Origin of the sequence: Parafrankia sp. FMc2, assembly GCF_041008525.1 — a bacterium.
GTDB lineage: Bacteria > Actinomycetota > Actinomycetes > Frankiales > Frankiaceae > Parafrankia.
In genome coordinates, this window is record NZ_JBFLUG010000031.1 from 1 (window position 1) to 17023 (window position 17023).

11 protein-coding genes are annotated in these 17023 nt (G+C 73.4%); 5 read left to right on the top strand and 6 right to left on the bottom strand.

Annotated elements, in window-relative coordinates:
- Positions 1-219 precede the first annotated feature (219 nt).
- On the top strand, positions 220-2709 hold the full coding sequence (locus AB1460_RS13435; protein ID WP_368961491.1) for an HAD-IB family hydrolase: 2490 nt from the start codon (positions 220-222) through the stop codon (positions 2707-2709).
- Between the two features lie 465 nt (positions 2710-3174).
- Here AB1460_RS13435 and AB1460_RS13440 read toward each other — a convergent pair whose 3' ends face one another.
- Together AB1460_RS13440 and AB1460_RS13445 are read right to left on the bottom strand one after the other, a co-directional pair.
- Positions 3175-4485: a septum formation family protein gene (locus tag AB1460_RS13440; protein WP_368961493.1), complete on the bottom strand. Its 1311-nt coding sequence runs from the start codon at positions 4483-4485 to the stop codon at positions 3175-3177.
- Between the two features lie 226 nt (positions 4486-4711).
- The gene (locus tag AB1460_RS13445; protein ID WP_368961494.1) at positions 4712-6094 is read right to left on the bottom strand and encodes an acyltransferase family protein; all 1383 of its coding nucleotides are present in this window, start codon (positions 6092-6094) and stop codon (positions 4712-4714) included.
- Between the two features lie 415 nt (positions 6095-6509).
- Here AB1460_RS13445 and dnaN point away from each other — a divergent pair, with 415 nt between their 5' ends.
- On the top strand, positions 6510-7688 hold the full coding sequence (gene dnaN / locus AB1460_RS13450) for a DNA polymerase III subunit beta (protein WP_368961495.1): 1179 nt from the start codon (positions 6510-6512) through the stop codon (positions 7686-7688).
- Positions 7689-7710: 22 nt separating this feature from the next.
- Here the strand turns inward: dnaN and AB1460_RS13455 are convergent, their stop codons facing one another.
- The 4 genes from AB1460_RS13455 to AB1460_RS13470 form a co-directional block, all read right to left on the bottom strand.
- The gene (locus AB1460_RS13455; RefSeq protein WP_368961496.1) at positions 7711-8589 is read right to left on the bottom strand and encodes a DUF3105 domain-containing protein; all 879 of its coding nucleotides are present in this window, start codon (positions 8587-8589) and stop codon (positions 7711-7713) included.
- A 110-nt stretch (positions 8590-8699) separates the two neighbouring features.
- Positions 8700-10094 (bottom strand): coenzyme F420-0:L-glutamate ligase, encoded by a 1395-nt coding sequence (locus tag AB1460_RS13460; RefSeq protein ID WP_368961497.1) that lies wholly within the window; start codon positions 10092-10094, stop codon positions 8700-8702.
- 178 nt (positions 10095-10272) lie between these two features.
- Positions 10273-11355: a 2-phospho-L-lactate transferase gene (gene cofD / locus AB1460_RS13465; protein ID WP_368961498.1), complete on the bottom strand. Its 1083-nt coding sequence runs from the start codon at positions 11353-11355 to the stop codon at positions 10273-10275.
- Positions 11356-11465: 110 nt separating this feature from the next.
- Positions 11466-12071 carry a TetR/AcrR family transcriptional regulator gene (locus AB1460_RS13470; RefSeq protein WP_368961499.1) on the bottom strand — a complete coding sequence of 202 codons (606 nt, stop codon included), beginning with the start codon at positions 12069-12071 and terminating at the stop codon, positions 11466-11468.
- Between the two features lie 192 nt (positions 12072-12263).
- Here AB1460_RS13470 and AB1460_RS13475 point away from each other — a divergent pair, with 192 nt between their 5' ends.
- From AB1460_RS13475 to AB1460_RS13485, 3 genes are all read left to right on the top strand, one after another.
- Positions 12264-12560, top strand: coding sequence for a hypothetical protein (locus tag AB1460_RS13475; RefSeq protein WP_071091589.1), 297 nt, complete (start codon positions 12264-12266; stop codon positions 12558-12560).
- A gap of 88 nt (positions 12561-12648) precedes the next feature.
- Positions 12649-15492, top strand: a complete 2844-nt coding sequence (locus tag AB1460_RS13480; protein WP_368961500.1) for a bifunctional FO biosynthesis protein CofGH — start codon at positions 12649-12651, stop codon at positions 15490-15492.
- Between the two features lie 445 nt (positions 15493-15937).
- Positions 15938-16555: a WhiB family transcriptional regulator gene (locus AB1460_RS13485; protein WP_368961501.1), complete on the top strand. Its 618-nt coding sequence runs from the start codon at positions 15938-15940 to the stop codon at positions 16553-16555.
- Positions 16556-17023: the final 468 nt, after the last annotated feature.

Here is a 17023-nt window from a genome sequence, read left to right on the forward strand (position 1 = left end):
GTACGGAGGGTCACCGTGGCGGGTGCGCCGGGCGGGTCGGTGTGGGCCGGCGGCGCGGCCGAACCGGCCGTGACGGTAGGTTGCCCCTCATCTGGCAGCGTGCGTGTACACGCAGGTGACCGACGGGTTCGTTCGCGGACGGGCCGGGGTCGCCTACTGTTGCGGACCGGGCGTCCGACGGGGGCGCCGGTGGGGCTGCGGTGAGGTGGAGGTGACCGGGTGGGGCTGCGTGAGCGGCTCGCGGGCAGGCGCGTGTTCGTGACCGGGGTGACCGGGTTCGTCGGGGAGGCGCTGCTGGAGCGGCTGCTGTCGGACTTCCCGGATACCCGGGTGGTGGCGCTGGTGCGGCCGCGGGGCAGCCATTCGGGGGCGGCTCGCCTGGAACGGATGACGCGCAAGCCGGCGTTTCGCGCGCTGCGGGAGCGGCTGGGCCGGGAGGGCCTGGCGGCGCTGCTCGCGGAGCGGGTGACGGTCATCGAGGGTGATCTGGCGGACATGGGTGGTCTGCCCGCCGATCTGGATGTGGTGATCCACTGCGCGGGAGAGGTGTCGTTCGACCCGTCGATCGACGAGGGGTTCGCGACGAACGTGGGTGGGGTGCAGGAGCTGTTGCGGGCGGTGCACGCGACGGGGGCCCGTCCGCATGTGGTGCACGTGTCGACGGCGTATGTGGCCGGGTTGCGGTCGGGGCATGTGGCCGAGGGCCGGCTGGTGCACGACGTGGACTGGCGGGTCGAGCAGGCGTGGGCCCAGCGGGCGCGGGTGGCGGCGGAGGATGCGTCGCGGTCGCCGGAGACGCTGTCCGGGTTGCGGGTGCAGTCGGCGGGTGAGCATCTGCGGGCCGGGGCGCAGACGGTGGCGGCGCAGGCGGAGGCGGCGCGGCGGGCGTGGGTGGCCCGTCGGCTGGTGTCGGCGGGTGCGGAGCGGGCGCAGGTGCTGGGGTGGACGGATGCGTACACGTTCACGAAGGCGATGGCGGAGCGGTATCTGGAGGAGTCGCACGGCGACCTGCCGTTGACGATCGTGCGTCCGTCGATCATCGAGAGCGCGCTGGCGAAGCCGTTCCCGGGGTGGATCGAGGGGTTCAAGATGGCCGAGCCGCTGATTCTGGCGTACGGCCGCGGTGAGCTGCCGGACTTCCCGGCGTCGCCGGACGCGGTGGTGGACATCATCCCGGTGGATCTGGTCGTGAACGCGCTGCTGGCGGCGGCGGGGTCCCCGCCGCCGCCGGTGGACGTCCCGGCGTACTACACGGTGTGTTCGGGGTTCCGGAACCCGTTGCTGTTCCGTGATCTGTACGACTATGTGCGGGGGTACTTCCTGGAGCATCCGCTGCCGCTGCGGGGCCGGGGGTCGGCGGCGGTGCCGGAGTGGCCGTTCGCCGGGTCGGTGGCGGTGGAGGCGCAGCTGCGCCGCGGGGAGAAGGCGGTGGAGTGGGCGAACCGGGCGTTGTCGCATGCGCCGCGGTCGGAGCGGGTGCGCCGGTGGGCGGTCGATCTGGAGCGTTCCGAGGGTCGGGTGGCGTTCCTGCGCCGCTATTCGGATGTGTACCGGGCGTACACGAGCGCGGAGCTGGTCTACGTCGATGACGCGACGGCGGCGCTGCATGCGGCGATGGAGCCGTCCGACCAGGCCGATTTCGGGTTCGACCCGTCGTGTTTCGACTGGCGGCACTATCTGCAGGAGGTGCACTGCCCGGCGGTGACGGCGGTGCTGCGCCGGCCGCGGGACGCGGCGGGGCCGCGGCGGCTGGCGCGTAATCTTCCGGCCGGGGAGGGGGTGCTGGCGGTGTTCGACCTGGACGGGACGTTGGTGTCCTCCACGGTGGTCGAGTCGTATCTGTGGCTGCGGCTGGCGGATGCGTCGGCGGCGGGTCGGGCGCGGGAGGTGGTGTCGCTGGCGCGGGCGCTGCCGGGGTATCTGCGGGCGGAACGGCGGGACCGGGGGCATCTGATCCGGTCGGTGTACGGCCGGTACGCGGGGGTGGATCCGGCGGAGCTGGCGGCGGTGGTGGCGCAGGCCGGGGCGGATGTGGTGCTGCGGCGGGTGAAACCGGCCGCGGTGCGGCGGGTGCGGGAGCACCGGGCGGCGGGGCATCGCACGGTGCTGCTGACGGGGGCTGTGTCGGCGTTGACGGCGCCGCTGGCCCCGCTGTTCGACGAGATCGTCGCGACCGAGCTGGAGGTCGGGGCGGACGGCCGGTACACCGGCCGGTTGGAGTCCTCGCCGCTGGTCGGGGATTCCCGGGCGGCGTTTGTGGATCATTACGCGCGGCGGCGGGGGGCGGATCTCGCCGCGTCGTGGGCGTACGCGGACAGCCTGTCGGATCTGCCGATGTTGCGGGCGGTGGGTAATCCGGTGGCGGTGAACCCGGATGTGGCGCTGCACCGGTTCGCCCGGTCGGCGGGCTGGCCGATCGAGGAGTGGCCGTCGACGCCGGGTGAGCCGCGGCTGTTGGTGGGCAGCCGGGTGGAACGCGGGTTGTTCGCGGCGGCGGCGGTGGCGCAGGCTCCGGCCACCGGCGTTGATCCGGTGGCCGGGACCGGGGCAGTACGGGAGCCGCCGGGCGGGACCACTCCGAGTACCGCCGTCGCCGCGGCTGCCCCGGTCCCGGCCACCGGCGTTGATCCGGTGGCCGGAGCCTGCGCGGCCGATCCACCGGCGCTCCGGGAGGTGGTCACCGGACGCCCGTTCCTCGGCCGGCGATGACGCCCTCCGCCGCGCGGTGGGGACTCGGAGGAGCCACGCGTCGCGGAGGGAGTGGGCGCCGCTGCCGGCTGGCGCTGTGCCGTGCCGTCCGGAGTAAGGGCGGGGCCGCTGTCCGCCGAAGGCTGATGAGGTCGGGGACGACGACTCACCAGCGGTTTCCTCCTGGGTGCGGGAGCGCCTTCCGGGCCGGGTTCCGGCCATGGGACGCCAGGGTGCGTGGGGCAGGCGTGCTGTTCAGGGCCAGGCCCGAGGCGCGATCGATCACTCTTCGGGGAGCTTTCGAAGCGGCCGTGCTGTTGTGTGACCGCGGTGCTGGGAGGACGCGAGATTGAACTGTGTCAGATGCTTCGGAGTTGCTGCTACCAAAAGGACTTGTCTCCCGATTGCTGTTACTTTGGTAACAGATGCCGGGAAACGGGTGCCATCGTTCATCCGTCCGGCGGGTGAACGAAGGGCCGGGCACGGTCACACGGCGACCCCGGCTGTCTCGCGTTCGCTGGCCGGGGCGAGTAGTCCGCTCGTCTCCTGGAGCTGGCCGTTCGCGTCCACGAGCCGCACGGTGCAGGTTGTCGTGCGGGTTCCCGCCCGCCAGCTCTCCGGGCGGATGAGGTGCCAGCTCTCCTGGAACACCGCGCCCGCGGGCCCCGGGCCCAGATAGGGCGCGGTCGAGGCGGCACAGGCGGCGGCCGCCAGTTCGGAGAACACCGTTGACGAGGGCGGCTGGCCGTCGGAGGTATCCGGCAGTCGGGCGCTTCCGACGCTCTGCGCGTGGTGCGGGCTGTCGCACGGGGCCACCGTCGACGACCCGTCACTGCCCTGGAAGCAGGTGCCCGGAGGGTGGACATGTGCCTGGTCGGCACCGCGAACAGGGCCCTCGAACGGCGGATACCAGCCGTCGTCGTCCGCTGTGGTGCCGGCTGATGCCAGCCCGCAGACGATGATCCGGTCGCCGCCGTCCCAGCCTGCCCGGCTCGGTCTGATGATGTTGTCGACGAACCTCCCGAAGGGATCCAGCGCGTAGCCGAGGTAGGCCGCGATGACCGGGCCGCAGTGGGTGTGCGCGATGGCCTCCCACTCCGCCCGGGACGGGAAACGGCGGTTGTCGGGAAAGGCGGGGGAGATGTCGAGGGGCCCGGCCGCCTCGAAAAGGTGCTGGCCGGCGCAGGGCACGTCGTCGACGGGGGAGGCGGGAGCGGACTGGATCCAGCTGTAGCACCGACCGGCTCGCCACTGGGCCTGGGGGAGGCCCAGATCGGGCCCGAGGTCGCCGTCGCCGCCCGTCGCGGGCGAGCCGCCGGGCGGAGTGCTGCTGTCAGTGGTGATGGTGGTGCGCGGTGGGTCGTCGGCCATCGGGCGCCCGAAGCCGTAGAGGAGTCCCGCGAGCAGGAGCAGGCAGACGATCGCCAGGGTCAGGTACCCGCGGGAACGCGAGGGCGGGCCGAGGTCCCGCGCTGCCGGCCCGGGCGTGACGGCACGCCGCGAGGCGGCTGCGGCGGTGCGGGCGGCCCGCCGGGACGCGCCGCGGCGCCCCCGGCGCGGCCCGGAGCCGCGCCAGGCCCGCGCATCCTCGAGTGGGGCGAAGCGGGCGACGGCCTGTCTGGTCCGGGCGGGGGCCTCGTAGCGCGTCGCTGCCGAGACGAAGGCCTCGTTCAGGACCAGGCCGGCGAACGGGTCGGCGAGTGAGCCGGGTTCGCCCACCGCGCGGGCGGCGGTGGCACCACCGTCCTGCTGTGGGCGACCGTCGGCTTCGTCTGCGGGGGCGCTGTCGTCGGGCACGCCGGCCACTCCTTGGACACGGGGGTCAGAGGCGTCGCGGAGGACCAGCGACGTCCGCACCTGCCACCTGTGTCGGCCCGAGATCGACCGTGGCCTCCTGCCGCACAGCGGGCGAGCCCGTGACGGTGAACGGATGCACAACGAAGCGGTCTGGCTACCGGCGGCGGCGCGGCCGCTCATAGTAGGGCAGACGCCGCGTCTCCGGACCAGGCCGGTAGCAGCAGGATCAGGCACCGGCGCCGGGGCGCGACGCTGGTCCCGCGGAGCCGGCCGGCCCCGAGGCGCCCGCCGCGCCCGCCATCCCCGCCGTGCCTCCGCCACCCGGCGCCCCGGCCGGGCTCGCGACGCTGCTTTCGCCGGGCCCGCTCGCCATGCCGGGTGCCCCGGCCGCGCTGGTCATCACTCCGACCGGAGCGGTCACCCCGCCGCCCGCGAAGGCGGGGCGGGACCGGCGCGCGGACGTCCCGCGTGCGTTCACCCAGGCGGGGCGCCGACGCTGGACGGGGCGTTCGACCAGGTAGTAGGAGGCGGAGGCCAGCCCCAGGCTGACGACCAGTGCGACACCGGCCGAGGGCACCCGGCCGAAACGCGGGACCAGCGAGTCGTTGGCGACTCCCGTCACGGGGAAGTGCCACAGGTAGAGGCTGTAGGAGATCCTGCCGACCCAGGACGCGGGAGCGCAGCTGAGGGCACGGTAGTACCACCCTGGGCGGCGCTGGTCGGCGCCGAGAATCGCGACCGCGGCAACGACCGCGACGAGCAGGTACCCGCCGCGGGCCAGCCAGGTCGGCGGGCCCGTCAGGTCGGGGCCGACGGCGAAGAGGACCACGACCGCCAGCAGCCCGGCCGGCCCGAAGCGGGCGACCCGTTCCAGCAGCGGCGTCCCGAGCCGCCGGGTGACGGTGCCGCGCGCCGCCTCGTAGCGCCAGACGGCGAGCAGGCAGCCGACGAGCAGGGCGTCGACACGGGTGTCCGGGGCGTAGTAGATGCGCAGGTTCGACACGCCGGCGGAGATCAGGACCTCGCGCCAGATCAGGACCAGGAGCACCGCGCTGATCAGGATCTCGGGCAGGCGGTTGCGCAGCCGGCGACTGCGGCAGATCAGCACCAGCGCCACCGGCCAGACCAGGTAGAACTGCTCCTCCAGTGACAGCGTCCACACATGCCCGAACCATGCGCCGCTGTCCGGCGGATTCAGGGTTCGCTGGATATTTGCGACGTAGAAGACGGCGGCAAGGGCATTGCGCAGGAACTGCCATTGATCGTCGGCGCCCTTGACGATCAGGACGAGCGGGATCCCGGCCGCTACAAAGATGTAGAAGGCTGGGAGGAGCCGGAATGCGCGGCGGGCCCAGAAGGCGCGCAGCGAGATCCAGCCTTCGCGGTCGCGTTCGGCCAGCAGCAGCCCGGTGATGAGGAAGCCGCTGAGTACCAGGAAGAGGTCGACACCCAGGTAGCCGCCCGGAACCAGGTCCATGTGGTGGAAGAACACGGTCAGCACGGCGATCGCGCGCAACCCGTCCAGCGCGGGATTGTGCCCCCCGGGTCCGCCTCCGGCGATGCCCGGCACCGATCGCGCCGGCACGGCACTGACATGTTCTGTTGCCACGGCTTCCCCCACGGACACCTTTGGTTCGAACGGCACTGCCACCGGACGATAGACCCGCCTTTACCTCCTGTTCGAAGGTGGTGTCGCCGAACGCCCGAAAGTGCTCAGTGATGGTTCCGACCATTGTGCCGTGGCTATCCTGCGCAGTCACGGAAACGGCGGCCCCCGCGTGGTTTGCCGGGCGGCCCCGTTCCCGCGGCGTCGTGCGCCGCGGACCAGCCGGGCAGCCGCGGGCAGGTCCGCGGCGGAGCCGGCCGGCGGTCTCCGCGACCGCCGGCCGGGACGCGCCGGGCCGGCCCCGCGCGCGTCCACGCGCCGAGGCGCGGGCGTCCCGGCGGCGGTGGGCGGCGGCACGGCGGGAGTGGGCGTTTGCGGAATGCGCAGATTCCGCGTTGACCAGCGGGACAATCCCAGCATGAGGTTCAGCGTGGAACGTGACGTACTCGCCGACGTGACGGGCTGGGCCGCCCGCTACGTGCCGAAGCCGGCGGGCGGTTCCCACCAGGTGCTGACCGGCCTGCTGTTGGAGGCGGCGCTGCCGGCGCCGGGCACGGCGGGCCCTGCTCCGGCGCTGACCGTCTCGGCCTTCGACGGGGAGGTGGCGGCCCGAGCACCCGTCGAGGCCGTCGTCACCGAGGCCGGCCGGGCGGTGGTGCCGGGCCGGCTGCTGGCCGACGTCGTGCGCAATCTGCCCGATGCCCCGGTCGTCGTGGACGCGACCGGGGCCAGAATGATCATCGAGTGCGGTGCCGCCAGGTTCCGCATCCCCACGCTGGACGTGGAGGACTACCCGGCGCTCCCGGAGTTCCCGCCGCCGCTCGGCGAGGTCGACACCCTCGGCTTCGCCGCGGCCGTGGCGCAGGTCGCCCCGGCCGCCGGACGGGACGACGCCCTCGCGGTGCTCACCGCCGTGCGCCTGGAGATCGCCCGCGGCGGGCTGACCCTGGTCGCCACCGACCGCTACCGGCTCGCTGTGCGCACGATCCCGTGGCAGCCCACGGTGGACGACCCGGAGGCCGTCGCGCATGTGCCGGCCCGGCTGCTCGCCGACCTCGCCCGGCTGCCGACCACCGCGTCGCGGATCGCGCTCGGGATGGGCGCCGACGACAGCGGCGTCGCCCGGTTCGGCCTGTCGGTCAACGGCCGACAGACGATCATCCGGCTGCTGGACGGCACGTTCCCGAACTACCGCCGGCTGCTGCCGGAGGAGTCAGAGCTCACGGTCACCGCACAGACGGCGGTGCTCGCCGCGGCGGTGCGCAGGGTCGCGCTGGTGGCCACCAGGACGGCGCCGCTGCGTTTCACCTTCTCCGCCGGCCAGGTCGTCGCCGAGGCCGGTGACGGCGGCGGTGCGCAGGCCAGCGAGCTGGTGCCGGTCGAGTACTCCGGCCCCGAGCTGTCGGTGCTGTTCAATCCCGCGTTCCTGCTCGACGGCCTGGCCGCGGTCGAGGGGGACGAGGCGATCGTCGGGTTCGCCACGGCGGACCCGACGATCGCCTCCAGCAAGCCCGCCGTCCTGACCGGCAAGGACGACGGGGAGGACTACCGCTACCTGCTCATGCCGATCCGCACCGGGACGTCCCCGGCGTCCTGACCCCGCTGCCGGGCGATCCCGCTCAGCGGGCGGCGGGGTCGTCGGCCGGGTTCGGAGCGCTGCCCCCGTCCGCCTCCGGCGTACCGGTGCCGTCCGCGGCGCCGCCCGGGCTGGGCGGCGTGGTGTCCATCGTCCCGGCGCCGGGCGCGATGCCGCCGGCGGCGGCATCGTCGAGGGGGCCGTCCGCGGTGACGTCCAGCGTGCCGCCGGGCAGGCCGGACTCCGACGCGGTGGGCGAGTCCCAGGTCGCGCCCTCCGCCGGCGGGTTCGCCCACTTCGTGACGAACTCCTCCACCACCCCCGCGGAGACGGTGGTGCAGCGCTGCGTCCGGTCCCAGCCGGTGAGAACGAAGTGCTGGTTGCCCGCGAACGCCTCGCGCGTCCAGGGCACGGCGATGAAGCGGTTGCCGGCGTCGTTGGCCGCGGTGCGCAGCGTCTCGACCTGGTCGTCGGGCAGCTCGCTGTCGTACCAGGCGACGACGAAGCCGTGCTCCAGGTTGTGGACGGCCCGCTCGACGCGGATGCCCGAGTCGGGGTTGTAGAAGCGGATCGCGTCGGGCAGCGGGTCCGTGTCGTGACTGCCGGACGACGGCGGAACGTCCGCGTAGTCGACGGTCTCCGCCCTCCCGACGTGGGCGTTGCCCCGCGACTCGTCGTTGCGGATGCCGGTGCAGCCGGCGGCCGTCGCCGCGGGGCTGGCCGCCTCCACGTAGCCGACCCTGCGTTCCTCGCTCTTCGACCGGTTGTCGATGACGCTGTAGACGATGATCCCCGCGAGGATCGCGATGGCCACGAAGCCGGACGTCCCGTAGATCAGCAGGGCGCGCTGGCGTTCCTTCCGCCTCTGCTCCTGACGGAGCTGATCCAGACGGGCGTTACGCGCCACACTCTTCTTTCCCACGGTGTCCGATCCTACGAAGTGTCGAACTGGGCCTGGCACACCCGGTCCGCCCGACTCGCCGTCGGGCGGCACGGCCGGCGGCCGCCGGGGTCAGCGCGGCCGCCTGGAGCTCATCGTTCCAGCAGGAACGCCGTGACATCCCGGGCCGGCCGGGGCAGGGCGGGCGCGGCGGGATGACCCACCCCGACGACCCCCATCGGCGTCCAGGTGCGCGGCAGCTCGAGCGTGTCGGCGACGACATCGCCGCAGAACAGCGCGGAGGACACCCAGCACGAGCCCAGGCCCTCCGCTGCCAGCGCGACCAGCAGGTTCTGCACGGCCGCGCCGACCGCCACGGTGAACATGCGCTCCTCGGCGCGGGAGCGGCGCTCGTCCGGGTACGCGTGCGACCCGTCCATGACCATCATCGGCACGATCAGGACGGGGGCCCGACGCAGCACGTCACCGCGCCGCAGCCGCCGGCTCACCGAGTCCTCGTCGAAGCCGTCGCGGCGCAGGTCGTCGGTCCAGGCCATGGCCATCGCGTCGAGCAGGGCGTGCCGGCGGGCGTCGACGAGGACGAACCGCCACGGCGTCGTGTGGTGCGGGGCCGGCGCGGTGATCGCCGCCGCGATCGCCTGGCGGACGGCGGCCGGGTCCACCGGGTCGTCGGTGAACTCCCGCACCGTCCGGCGGGCGAACGGGGCCGACCTGCGGGCCTCGGTCGTCCCCAGCTGGAACATGTCCTCGGCTGACGGGCGGACCATCGCCCGCGCGCCCACCCCGTCGTCCGGCAGATGCCCGAAACCGCGCACGACCGCCACCGGCGTCGCGCCGAGCTTGCCCTTCACCAGGTCGGCCGCGGCGGCCAGCTCGTCGGCTTCGGCGATCTCGGTCATGCCGAGCTCGTTGCCGTAGCTGTCGACGTCGCCGATGTGGCTGCGCAGTGCGGCCATGCCGGCCACCCCGACAGCCAGGTCGGTCAGCCCGCGCCGCCACGGGCGCCCGGCGGTGTCACTGATGATCACGGCGACGTCGACGCCGAGCCGCTCCCGCAGGCCGCTGCGCAGGGCGCGGGCGCTCGCGTCCGGGTCGACCGGCAGCAGCGCGATCGAGTCCTTGGTGATGTTCGATGCGTCCACGCCAGCACTGGCCAGCACCAGCCCGTGCCGGGTCTCGACGATGCGGGTCGGCCCGCGCCGCGCCACCTCGCGGACCGACTCGGCGTCGATCGCGGCCTGCCGGGCAGTCTCCCGGTCGCCCTCGATCTGGAGCAGCCGGCCCTCGGCCTTCGAAACAATCTTGGACGTCACGACGAGGGTGTCACCGTCGCGCAGCCGCTCGCCGGCGAGGGAGGCCGCGGCGATCACCTCCGCCAGGTCGTCGCCGGGACGGACCTCGCCGATCCCGCGCAACGGCAGGATCCGAAGCCCCTCACCCGCGGACGGCTCCGGACCGGCCGCCGCCGCCGGCACCTCCGGGCGCGCGGAGTCGGTGGGGGCCGGCGGCGCCGGTTCCGCGGGCACCTGCCGGTGCTCGGCATTCCCGGCCGATGACCCAACCGATGACCCGGATGGTGGCCCTGCCGGGGGCCCGTCCGGGGGAGCCGGAGTCCCCAGCGCGGGGGTTCCCAGTGTTGACGGCCCCATTGTCGAGGGCACCTCGTCCGGCGGGCGTGGCGCCGACGGGTCCGGTGCGGACAGCTCAGACACCGGCGAGCTCCAGTGCCGCCTCCACGATCGCCACAGTGGCCTCCAGATCGGTCATGAGAAGCGGTACGGCCTTCACGGTAGCTCCGGGTACGGCCTCCGGGTCCGCCGCGATCGCGGCATCCACGACGTCAACCAGCCAACCGTCCAGCAGACCGTGACCAACCTCCCGCTCCGTGCCCCCGGAGGTGCCCTTGCCGCCGTCCGGCGCGTCGCCTTCCGGGCTACCCGCCATGGCGTCCGCCGGGCCTCCGGCGCTGTCGCCCGCCGGGACGCCGACCCGGTGCCGGCCGCCATAGTGGACGCCCACCGCGCGGGCCGAGGTCTCCACCCCGATCGCCTTCAGGCAGGCGTCCGCCATGCCGCGCACCGCCGCACCGCCGATGATCGGGGAGACGCCGATCACGGGGGCGAGGGTCACCCGCAGGGTGTCCGCGATGCCGGGCACCGACAGGATCGTCCCGATCGAGACCACCGGGTTGGACGGACCGATCAGGACGACGTCGGCGTCCGCGATGGCGTCGAGCACCCCGGGCGCCGGGGTCGACTCGGCGGCGCCGACGGACAGGATCGCCTCGGCCGGCACCTCCGCCCGCATCCGCAGCCACCACTCCTGAAAGTGCACGGCGCGACGCCCCTGGTCATCGTTGATGATCACATGGGTCTCGACGCGGTCGTCCGACATCGGCAGCAGTCGGACGCCGGGCTGCCACCGGTCGCACAGCGCGGTGACGACGTCCGAGAGCTTGTAACCCGCGTCGATCATCTGGGTGCGGACGAGGTGGGTGGCCAGATCGCGGTCACCGAGGCCGAACCAGCTCGGGCCCACCCCGTAGGCGGCCAGCTCGCTGGAGACCACGAAGGACTCGTCCTCGCGGCCCCAGCCGCGTTCGGCGGAGATCCCGCCGCCCAGGGTGTACATCACCGTGTCCAGGTCGGGGCAGATGCGCAGACCGTGCAGGGTGATGTCGTCACCCGTGTTGCCGATCACGGTGATCTCCGCGTCCGGCCGGGCTGCCCGCAACCCGGACAGGAACCGTGCGCCGCCGATGCCACCAGCCAGTGCGGTAACCCTCACCGGGCCATCCTTCCACCCGCAATTCGCACCTACGCGGCACGGCCCGCCCGCCCGGCGCCCACCGCCGGACAGCGGTGGCGAGAACGGGGCAGCCCGCCGTCGCGGATCGGTCAGTGGGTGACGGCGTCCAGCGGCGCTGGCACGGGCGCTGGTGCGGCTGCGGGTGCCGGGGAGGTCCGCGTGGTGGCCAGTGCGGCCAGCAGGTAGCGGACGAGGTGGCTGGTCGGCCGGGACGGCGCCGGGTTGGCCAGGCCGCCCTCGATCGTCGCCACCACGGCGTCCGCGGCTATCTCGCGGTCGGGCTCGGGCACCAGATCGGCGACTGCGCTCAGCGCGAGCCCGTGCAGCCATTCGTGCAGCCGCTCGTGGTACTCCATGATCGGCGGGGCGTGTGGCGCCCGCTCCGCGACACAGGGGTGCAGGGTCCGCCGCCGCTCGACGGAGTCCAGCGCCGCGAACAGCTTCTGGGCCGGTTCGTCGGGAAGCCGGGCGATGCGCTCCGTCTCGCCGTCGAGCAGGCGGTTCAGGACGGCGGCGAAGGCATGGTCCTTGGACCGGAAGTACCAGTAGACCGAGCCGGGCTCGATACCGGCGGCGCGGGCGATCTCGGCGATGGAGGTACCGGCGAACCCGCGGGCGAGGAACTGCTGCTCGGCGACGGCAAGCAGCGCATCGATCCGCTCCTCGCGCGGGACCTCCTGGCGGTTACGTGGCACCTGATCAGGGTAACGACCCCGGCCCGGGGGAGGAGGGAATTGTCGTGTACCGGCACCTTCACCCGGCCGGTACGCCGCGTCTCTTGGCGGTTGCCTGCTGTGACGATCACGGCGCGAAGCTGCCATCTCTTGATTCTGGTTAGAGAGGGCTGTGTGATGGACACAGCTCTTCACGTCGCCGGAAGGACCTCCATGTCCGCGATCAGGAACACACGGGCCACCAGCAGCACCAGCACCCGTACCCCCAAGAGCCTCGAAGCCCTCTCCGCCTCCCTGAACCGCGCCCTGGCCGGCGTCCGGGCCCCGCAGGTCGCGGCCGCCCGGCACGCCGATCTGCGGGGCGGCGCGCCGTCCGCGGGCAGTGCGCGGACCGACCGCCTGGCTGCCCGCAGGCGCACGAACCTGCTGATCGGAACCCTCGACCGACTCCGGCCGGCCGCCCCCGGGCGGAGTGGCGCCCGCGGCGCCCGCGGCGGCAGCACCGCCTGACCCCGGCAGGGGCACAACCAACCGACCAGCCGCGTTCCACGGCCAGTCGGATCCCACGACCAGACGACCATCTACCCAGGGTGAGCGCATGACGAGTACGGCGGCGGTACCGGACGGAGAACCAGCCGGGGAGGCGATCACCCCCACCCCCGCTCGCCAACACCGCCCGGAACCGCCGCCGGTCTCCGCCGCCGCGCCGTCCGTCACGCCCGCGCCCGCCGCCGCCGCTGCTGCCGCCGTGCCGTCGGCCAGCGCGATGCGGCGGGCGCTGCGCCGGGCCCGTGACGGCGCGACCCTGGATGTCACCGAGGCGGCGATCCTGCTGGCCGCCCGCGGCGCGGACCTCACCGATCTGTGCGCCTCCGCCGCGCGCGTCCGGGACGCCGGGCTCGTCTCCGCCGGGCGGCCCGGTGTTGTCACCTATTCACCCAAGGTCTTCATCCCGTTGACCCGGCTGTGTCGGGACAGGTGCCACTACTGCACCTTCGCGACCGTCCCGCACCGGCTCCCGGCGCCCTACCTGACCGTGGACGAGGTGCTCGAGGTGGCTCGCGCCGGCGCCGCGGCCGGCTGCGCGGAAGCACTGTTCACCCTCGGCGACCGTCCCGAGGACAGGTGGCCGGCCGCGCGCGAGTGGCTCGACGCCCAGGGCTACGACTCGACGCTCGGCTACCTGCGCGCGGTCGCGATCGCCGTGCTGGAGGAGACCGGGCTGCTCCCGCACCTCAACCCGGGGGTGCTGAGCTGGGCGGAGCTGGCTCGCCTCAAGCCTGTCGCGCCGTCGATGGGCATGATGCTGGAGACGACCGCCACCCGGCTGTGGTCCACGCCCGGTGGTGCCCACCACGGCTCGCCGGACAAGGACCCGGCGGTGCGCCTGCGGGTGCTCGCCGACGCGGGCCGGCTGTCCGTCCCGTTCACCACCGGCCTGCTGCTCGGCATCGGGGAGACCGTCACCGAGCGGGCCGAAACAATCTTCGCGCTGCGCGGGGTCGCCCGCGAGTACGGCTCCATCCAGGAGATCATCGTCCAGAACTTCCGGGCCAAGGACGACACGGCGATGCGCGGTGCGCCGGATGTCGGTGCCGAGGAGCTCGCGGCGGCCGTGGCGGTGACCCGGCTGGTGCTCGGCCCGGGCATGCGGGTGCAGGCACCGCCGAACCTCGTCGACACCGCCGAGTGCGCCCTGCTGCTCTCCGCCGGTCTCGACGACTGGGGCGGGGTCTCTCCCGTCACTCCGGACCACGTCAACCCGGAACGCCCCTGGCCGGATCTGGACATCCTGCGGGCGGTGACCGAGGAGTCCGGGTTCAACCTGCGGCCGCGGCTCACCGTGCACCCCACCCATCTGGACGAGCCCTGGATCGACCCGCGGGTCGCCGGGCACGTGGCGGCGCTGGCCGGTCCGGACGGGCTGCTCGCCCCGGGCGCACGGCCCACCGGGCGCCCCTGGCAGGAGCCCGACGGCGGGCTGGGGGACAGCGGCCGCACCGACCTGCACACCGCGGTGGACGTCGAGGGCCGCCGCGCCGACACCCGTTCCGACTTCGACTCGGTGTACGGGGACTGGGCGGCTCTGCGCGAGCAGGTGCGGGCGGCGGGCACCGGCGTGGACGGCGTCTACGGCTCCGGCTCGGCGGCCGCCGAGCCGGCTCCGGATGCAGGTCCGGATGCAGGTGAGGCCGCGGCAGTCGGGCTGACAGCCCTGGCCGAGGGGGCGGCGGCCGAAGTGGCGGCGGCGGACGGGGTGGTGGCGCGGGGCGCGGTGCCCAGGGCGGAGCCGGAGGTGCTTGCCGCCCTGCGGCGGGCCGGTGCCGACCCGGCCGGGATCTCCGACGCCGACGCGCTCACCCTGTTCGGGGCGACCGGCCAGGCGTTGGAGGAGCTGTGTGCCCTCGCCGACGGCCTGCGCCGGGAGACCGTCGGCGACGACGTGACCTTCGTGGTCAACCGCAACATCAACTTCACCAACGTCTGCTACACCGGCTGCCGGTTCTGCGCGTTCGCCCAGCGCCGCGGCGACGCCGACGCCTACACCCTCTCGCTGGACGAGGTGGCCTCACGGGCGCGCGACGCCTGGTCAGTGGGTGCGACCGAGGTCTGCGTCCAGGGCGGCATCCATCCGGACCTGCCGGGCGACGCCTACTTCGGCCTGGCCCGCGAGATCAAGAAGGCGGCTCCCGGGCTGCACCTGCACGCCTTCTCCCCGATGGAGGTCATGAACGGCGTCACCCGCACGGGCCTGTCGGTGGCGGAGTGGCTCACTGCGGCGAAGGAGGCCGGTGTCGACTCCATTCCCGGCACGGCCGCGGAGATCCTCGACGACGAGGTTCGCTGGGTGCTCACCAAGGGCAAGCTGCCGGCGGCGGCCTGGGTCGACGTCGTGACCGCCGCTCACCGTGTCGGCCTGCGGTCGTCGGCGACGATGATGTACGGCCATGTCGACACCCCGGCCCACTGGGTGGCCCACCTGCGGCTGCTGCGCCGCATCCAGGACGAGACGGGCGGCTTCACCGAGTTCGTCGCACTGCCGTTCGTCCACCACAGTTCGCCGATCTATCTGGCCGGGGTGGCCCGTCCGGGCCCCACCGTTCAGGAGAATCGGGCGGTGCACGCGATGGCCCGGATCCTGTTGCACGGAGCGATCGCCAACATCCAGTGCTCGTGGGTGAAGCTCGGCACGGACGGGTGCGTCCAGGTGCTCGCCGGTGGGGTCAACGACCTCGGAGGCACCCTCATGGAGGAGACGATCAGCCGAATGGCGGGGTCGCAGCATGGCTCACGCCGCTCGATCGCCGAGCTGGAGGAGCTTGCCGGAGCGGCCGGACGTCCCCCGCGGCAGCGGACCACTACCTACGGTGTGGTCTCTTCGGAACGCCTTGTCACCGCGCGTGGTGACGCTGCGCGCACCGTGCTCGCCATCGTGACCTGAGGATCGTCACAGCTCGTTTGTGGCACTACCTAGTGTGACCGTGACCTCGGGTGCCGCCTGGCAGCCCTGGTGATCGGTGTAGGTTTGGGTGGGATGTCCGGGAATCTCGACGTCCGCTATGAGGTCTTCGCCCTGCGGACCGAGATCCAAAGCCCCAGGTGCGCCCCTCGGATCGTCACTCTCCGTATTGGAGGGTTGGTCTGCGGGGACCCTCTGTGACGAGCCCCAGTGACTGTGAGCTATGGTCTCATCGCTGGTTGTAGAAGATGTTACGTCGGTGGGGTTGACGCGGCCAAGTCTGGCGCGTGTAATTACCGGCGTGTCATTCCCCCCGTCGGCGGGACTCGTGCGGTAGGGCGACGTCCGGTCGGTGTGGATCCAAGACACCGCGCGCCGGCGTCCGGGGGGTGGCCGACCGCACCGCGACGGGTCTGGAGGAGTCCATATGGAGCACACCGACGCGGGCGTCCACACCGTCCTGGCGGACGTCGAGCGTTCCGCTGAGCACCACGCCGGACCGGTGCTGGAGACCGCTCACGAGGCGGCACCGCTGCCGGTCCCCGTGGCCGGGGCGTTCGTGTCCGGGCCGCACCCGCAGCCGGCCGGGTCGACCGCCGCGGCGGTCGCGCCGCCGGTCATGCCTGGCCGCGGCCGGCCCGGGTTGGTCGAGCCCGGCTATGACGCCGAGGTCGACGATCTCGAGGACGACCTCGACGAGGACGATGACGGCGAGGCCGGCGAGCTGGTCCGTCCCGGTGAGGTGCCCGCGCCCCGCACAAGCAGCGCGCTGGTGGACTCCCTCGCCGACGTCATCGACATCGGCCTCGGGGATCTGCTCGGCGAGGCGATGGAATGGCAGGAGCGGGCGTTGTGCGCGCAGACCGACCCGGAGGCGTTCTTCCCCGAGAAGGGCGGGTCGACCCGGGAGGCGAAGCGCATCTGCTCCGGCTGCGAGGTCAGGGTCGAGTGCCTGGAGTACGCACTGGAGAACGACGAGCGGTTCGGGATCTGGGGCGGCATGTCCGAGCGTGAGCGGCGCAAGCAGCGCCGACGGGCCGTCTGACGCCGGATCCCACGGACGGCGCCCGCGATGACCACACCAACGCGGGGCGCCGGTCGCGGCACTCGGGCGATTCGTCCCCGAGATGCCGTTCGTGCCGGCCAGCGGGTCGTGGCGATCATGGTCATCCGGCGAGGTGGGAGTGCGCAGAGCACCCCACCAGTGCCGGGTACCGCACCCTCGCCGCGCACCCCGCTGCCGCCGGGCACTCTGTCGGCACCACACACCACGTCAGCACCACGCGATACCCCGTCAGCACGGCGCGCCCTGTCGGCACCGCCCGCCTCGTCGGCACCGCGCGTAGTGCGCGGGCCGGATCGGAGTGCGCCCGACGGTCATGGCCTGGGCGATACCGATCTGGACCAGGCGCTGGCGGATCTTGCCGCGGCGGCACGTCCCCCTGACCGGATCGTGGTGGCCTGTCTCGGCGGGATCCTGACCGCGGCCCCGACCTCTGTTCCGGCACAGCGC

What these genes read in the sequence shown, in the direction of transcription:
- AB1460_RS13485 (WP_368961501.1), top strand. Translation starts at nt 15,938, where the DNA reads ATGGAGCACACCGACGCGGGCGTCCACACCGTCCTGGCGGACGTCGAG.
- AB1460_RS13480 (WP_368961500.1), top strand. Translation starts at nt 12,649, where the DNA reads ATGACGAGTACGGCGGCGGTACCGGACGGAGAACCAGCCGGGGAGGCG.
- AB1460_RS13475 (WP_071091589.1), top strand. Translation starts at nt 12,264, where the DNA reads ATGTCCGCGATCAGGAACACACGGGCCACCAGCAGCACCAGCACCCGT.
- dnaN (WP_368961495.1), top strand. Translation starts at nt 6,510, where the DNA reads ATGAGGTTCAGCGTGGAACGTGACGTACTCGCCGACGTGACGGGCTGG.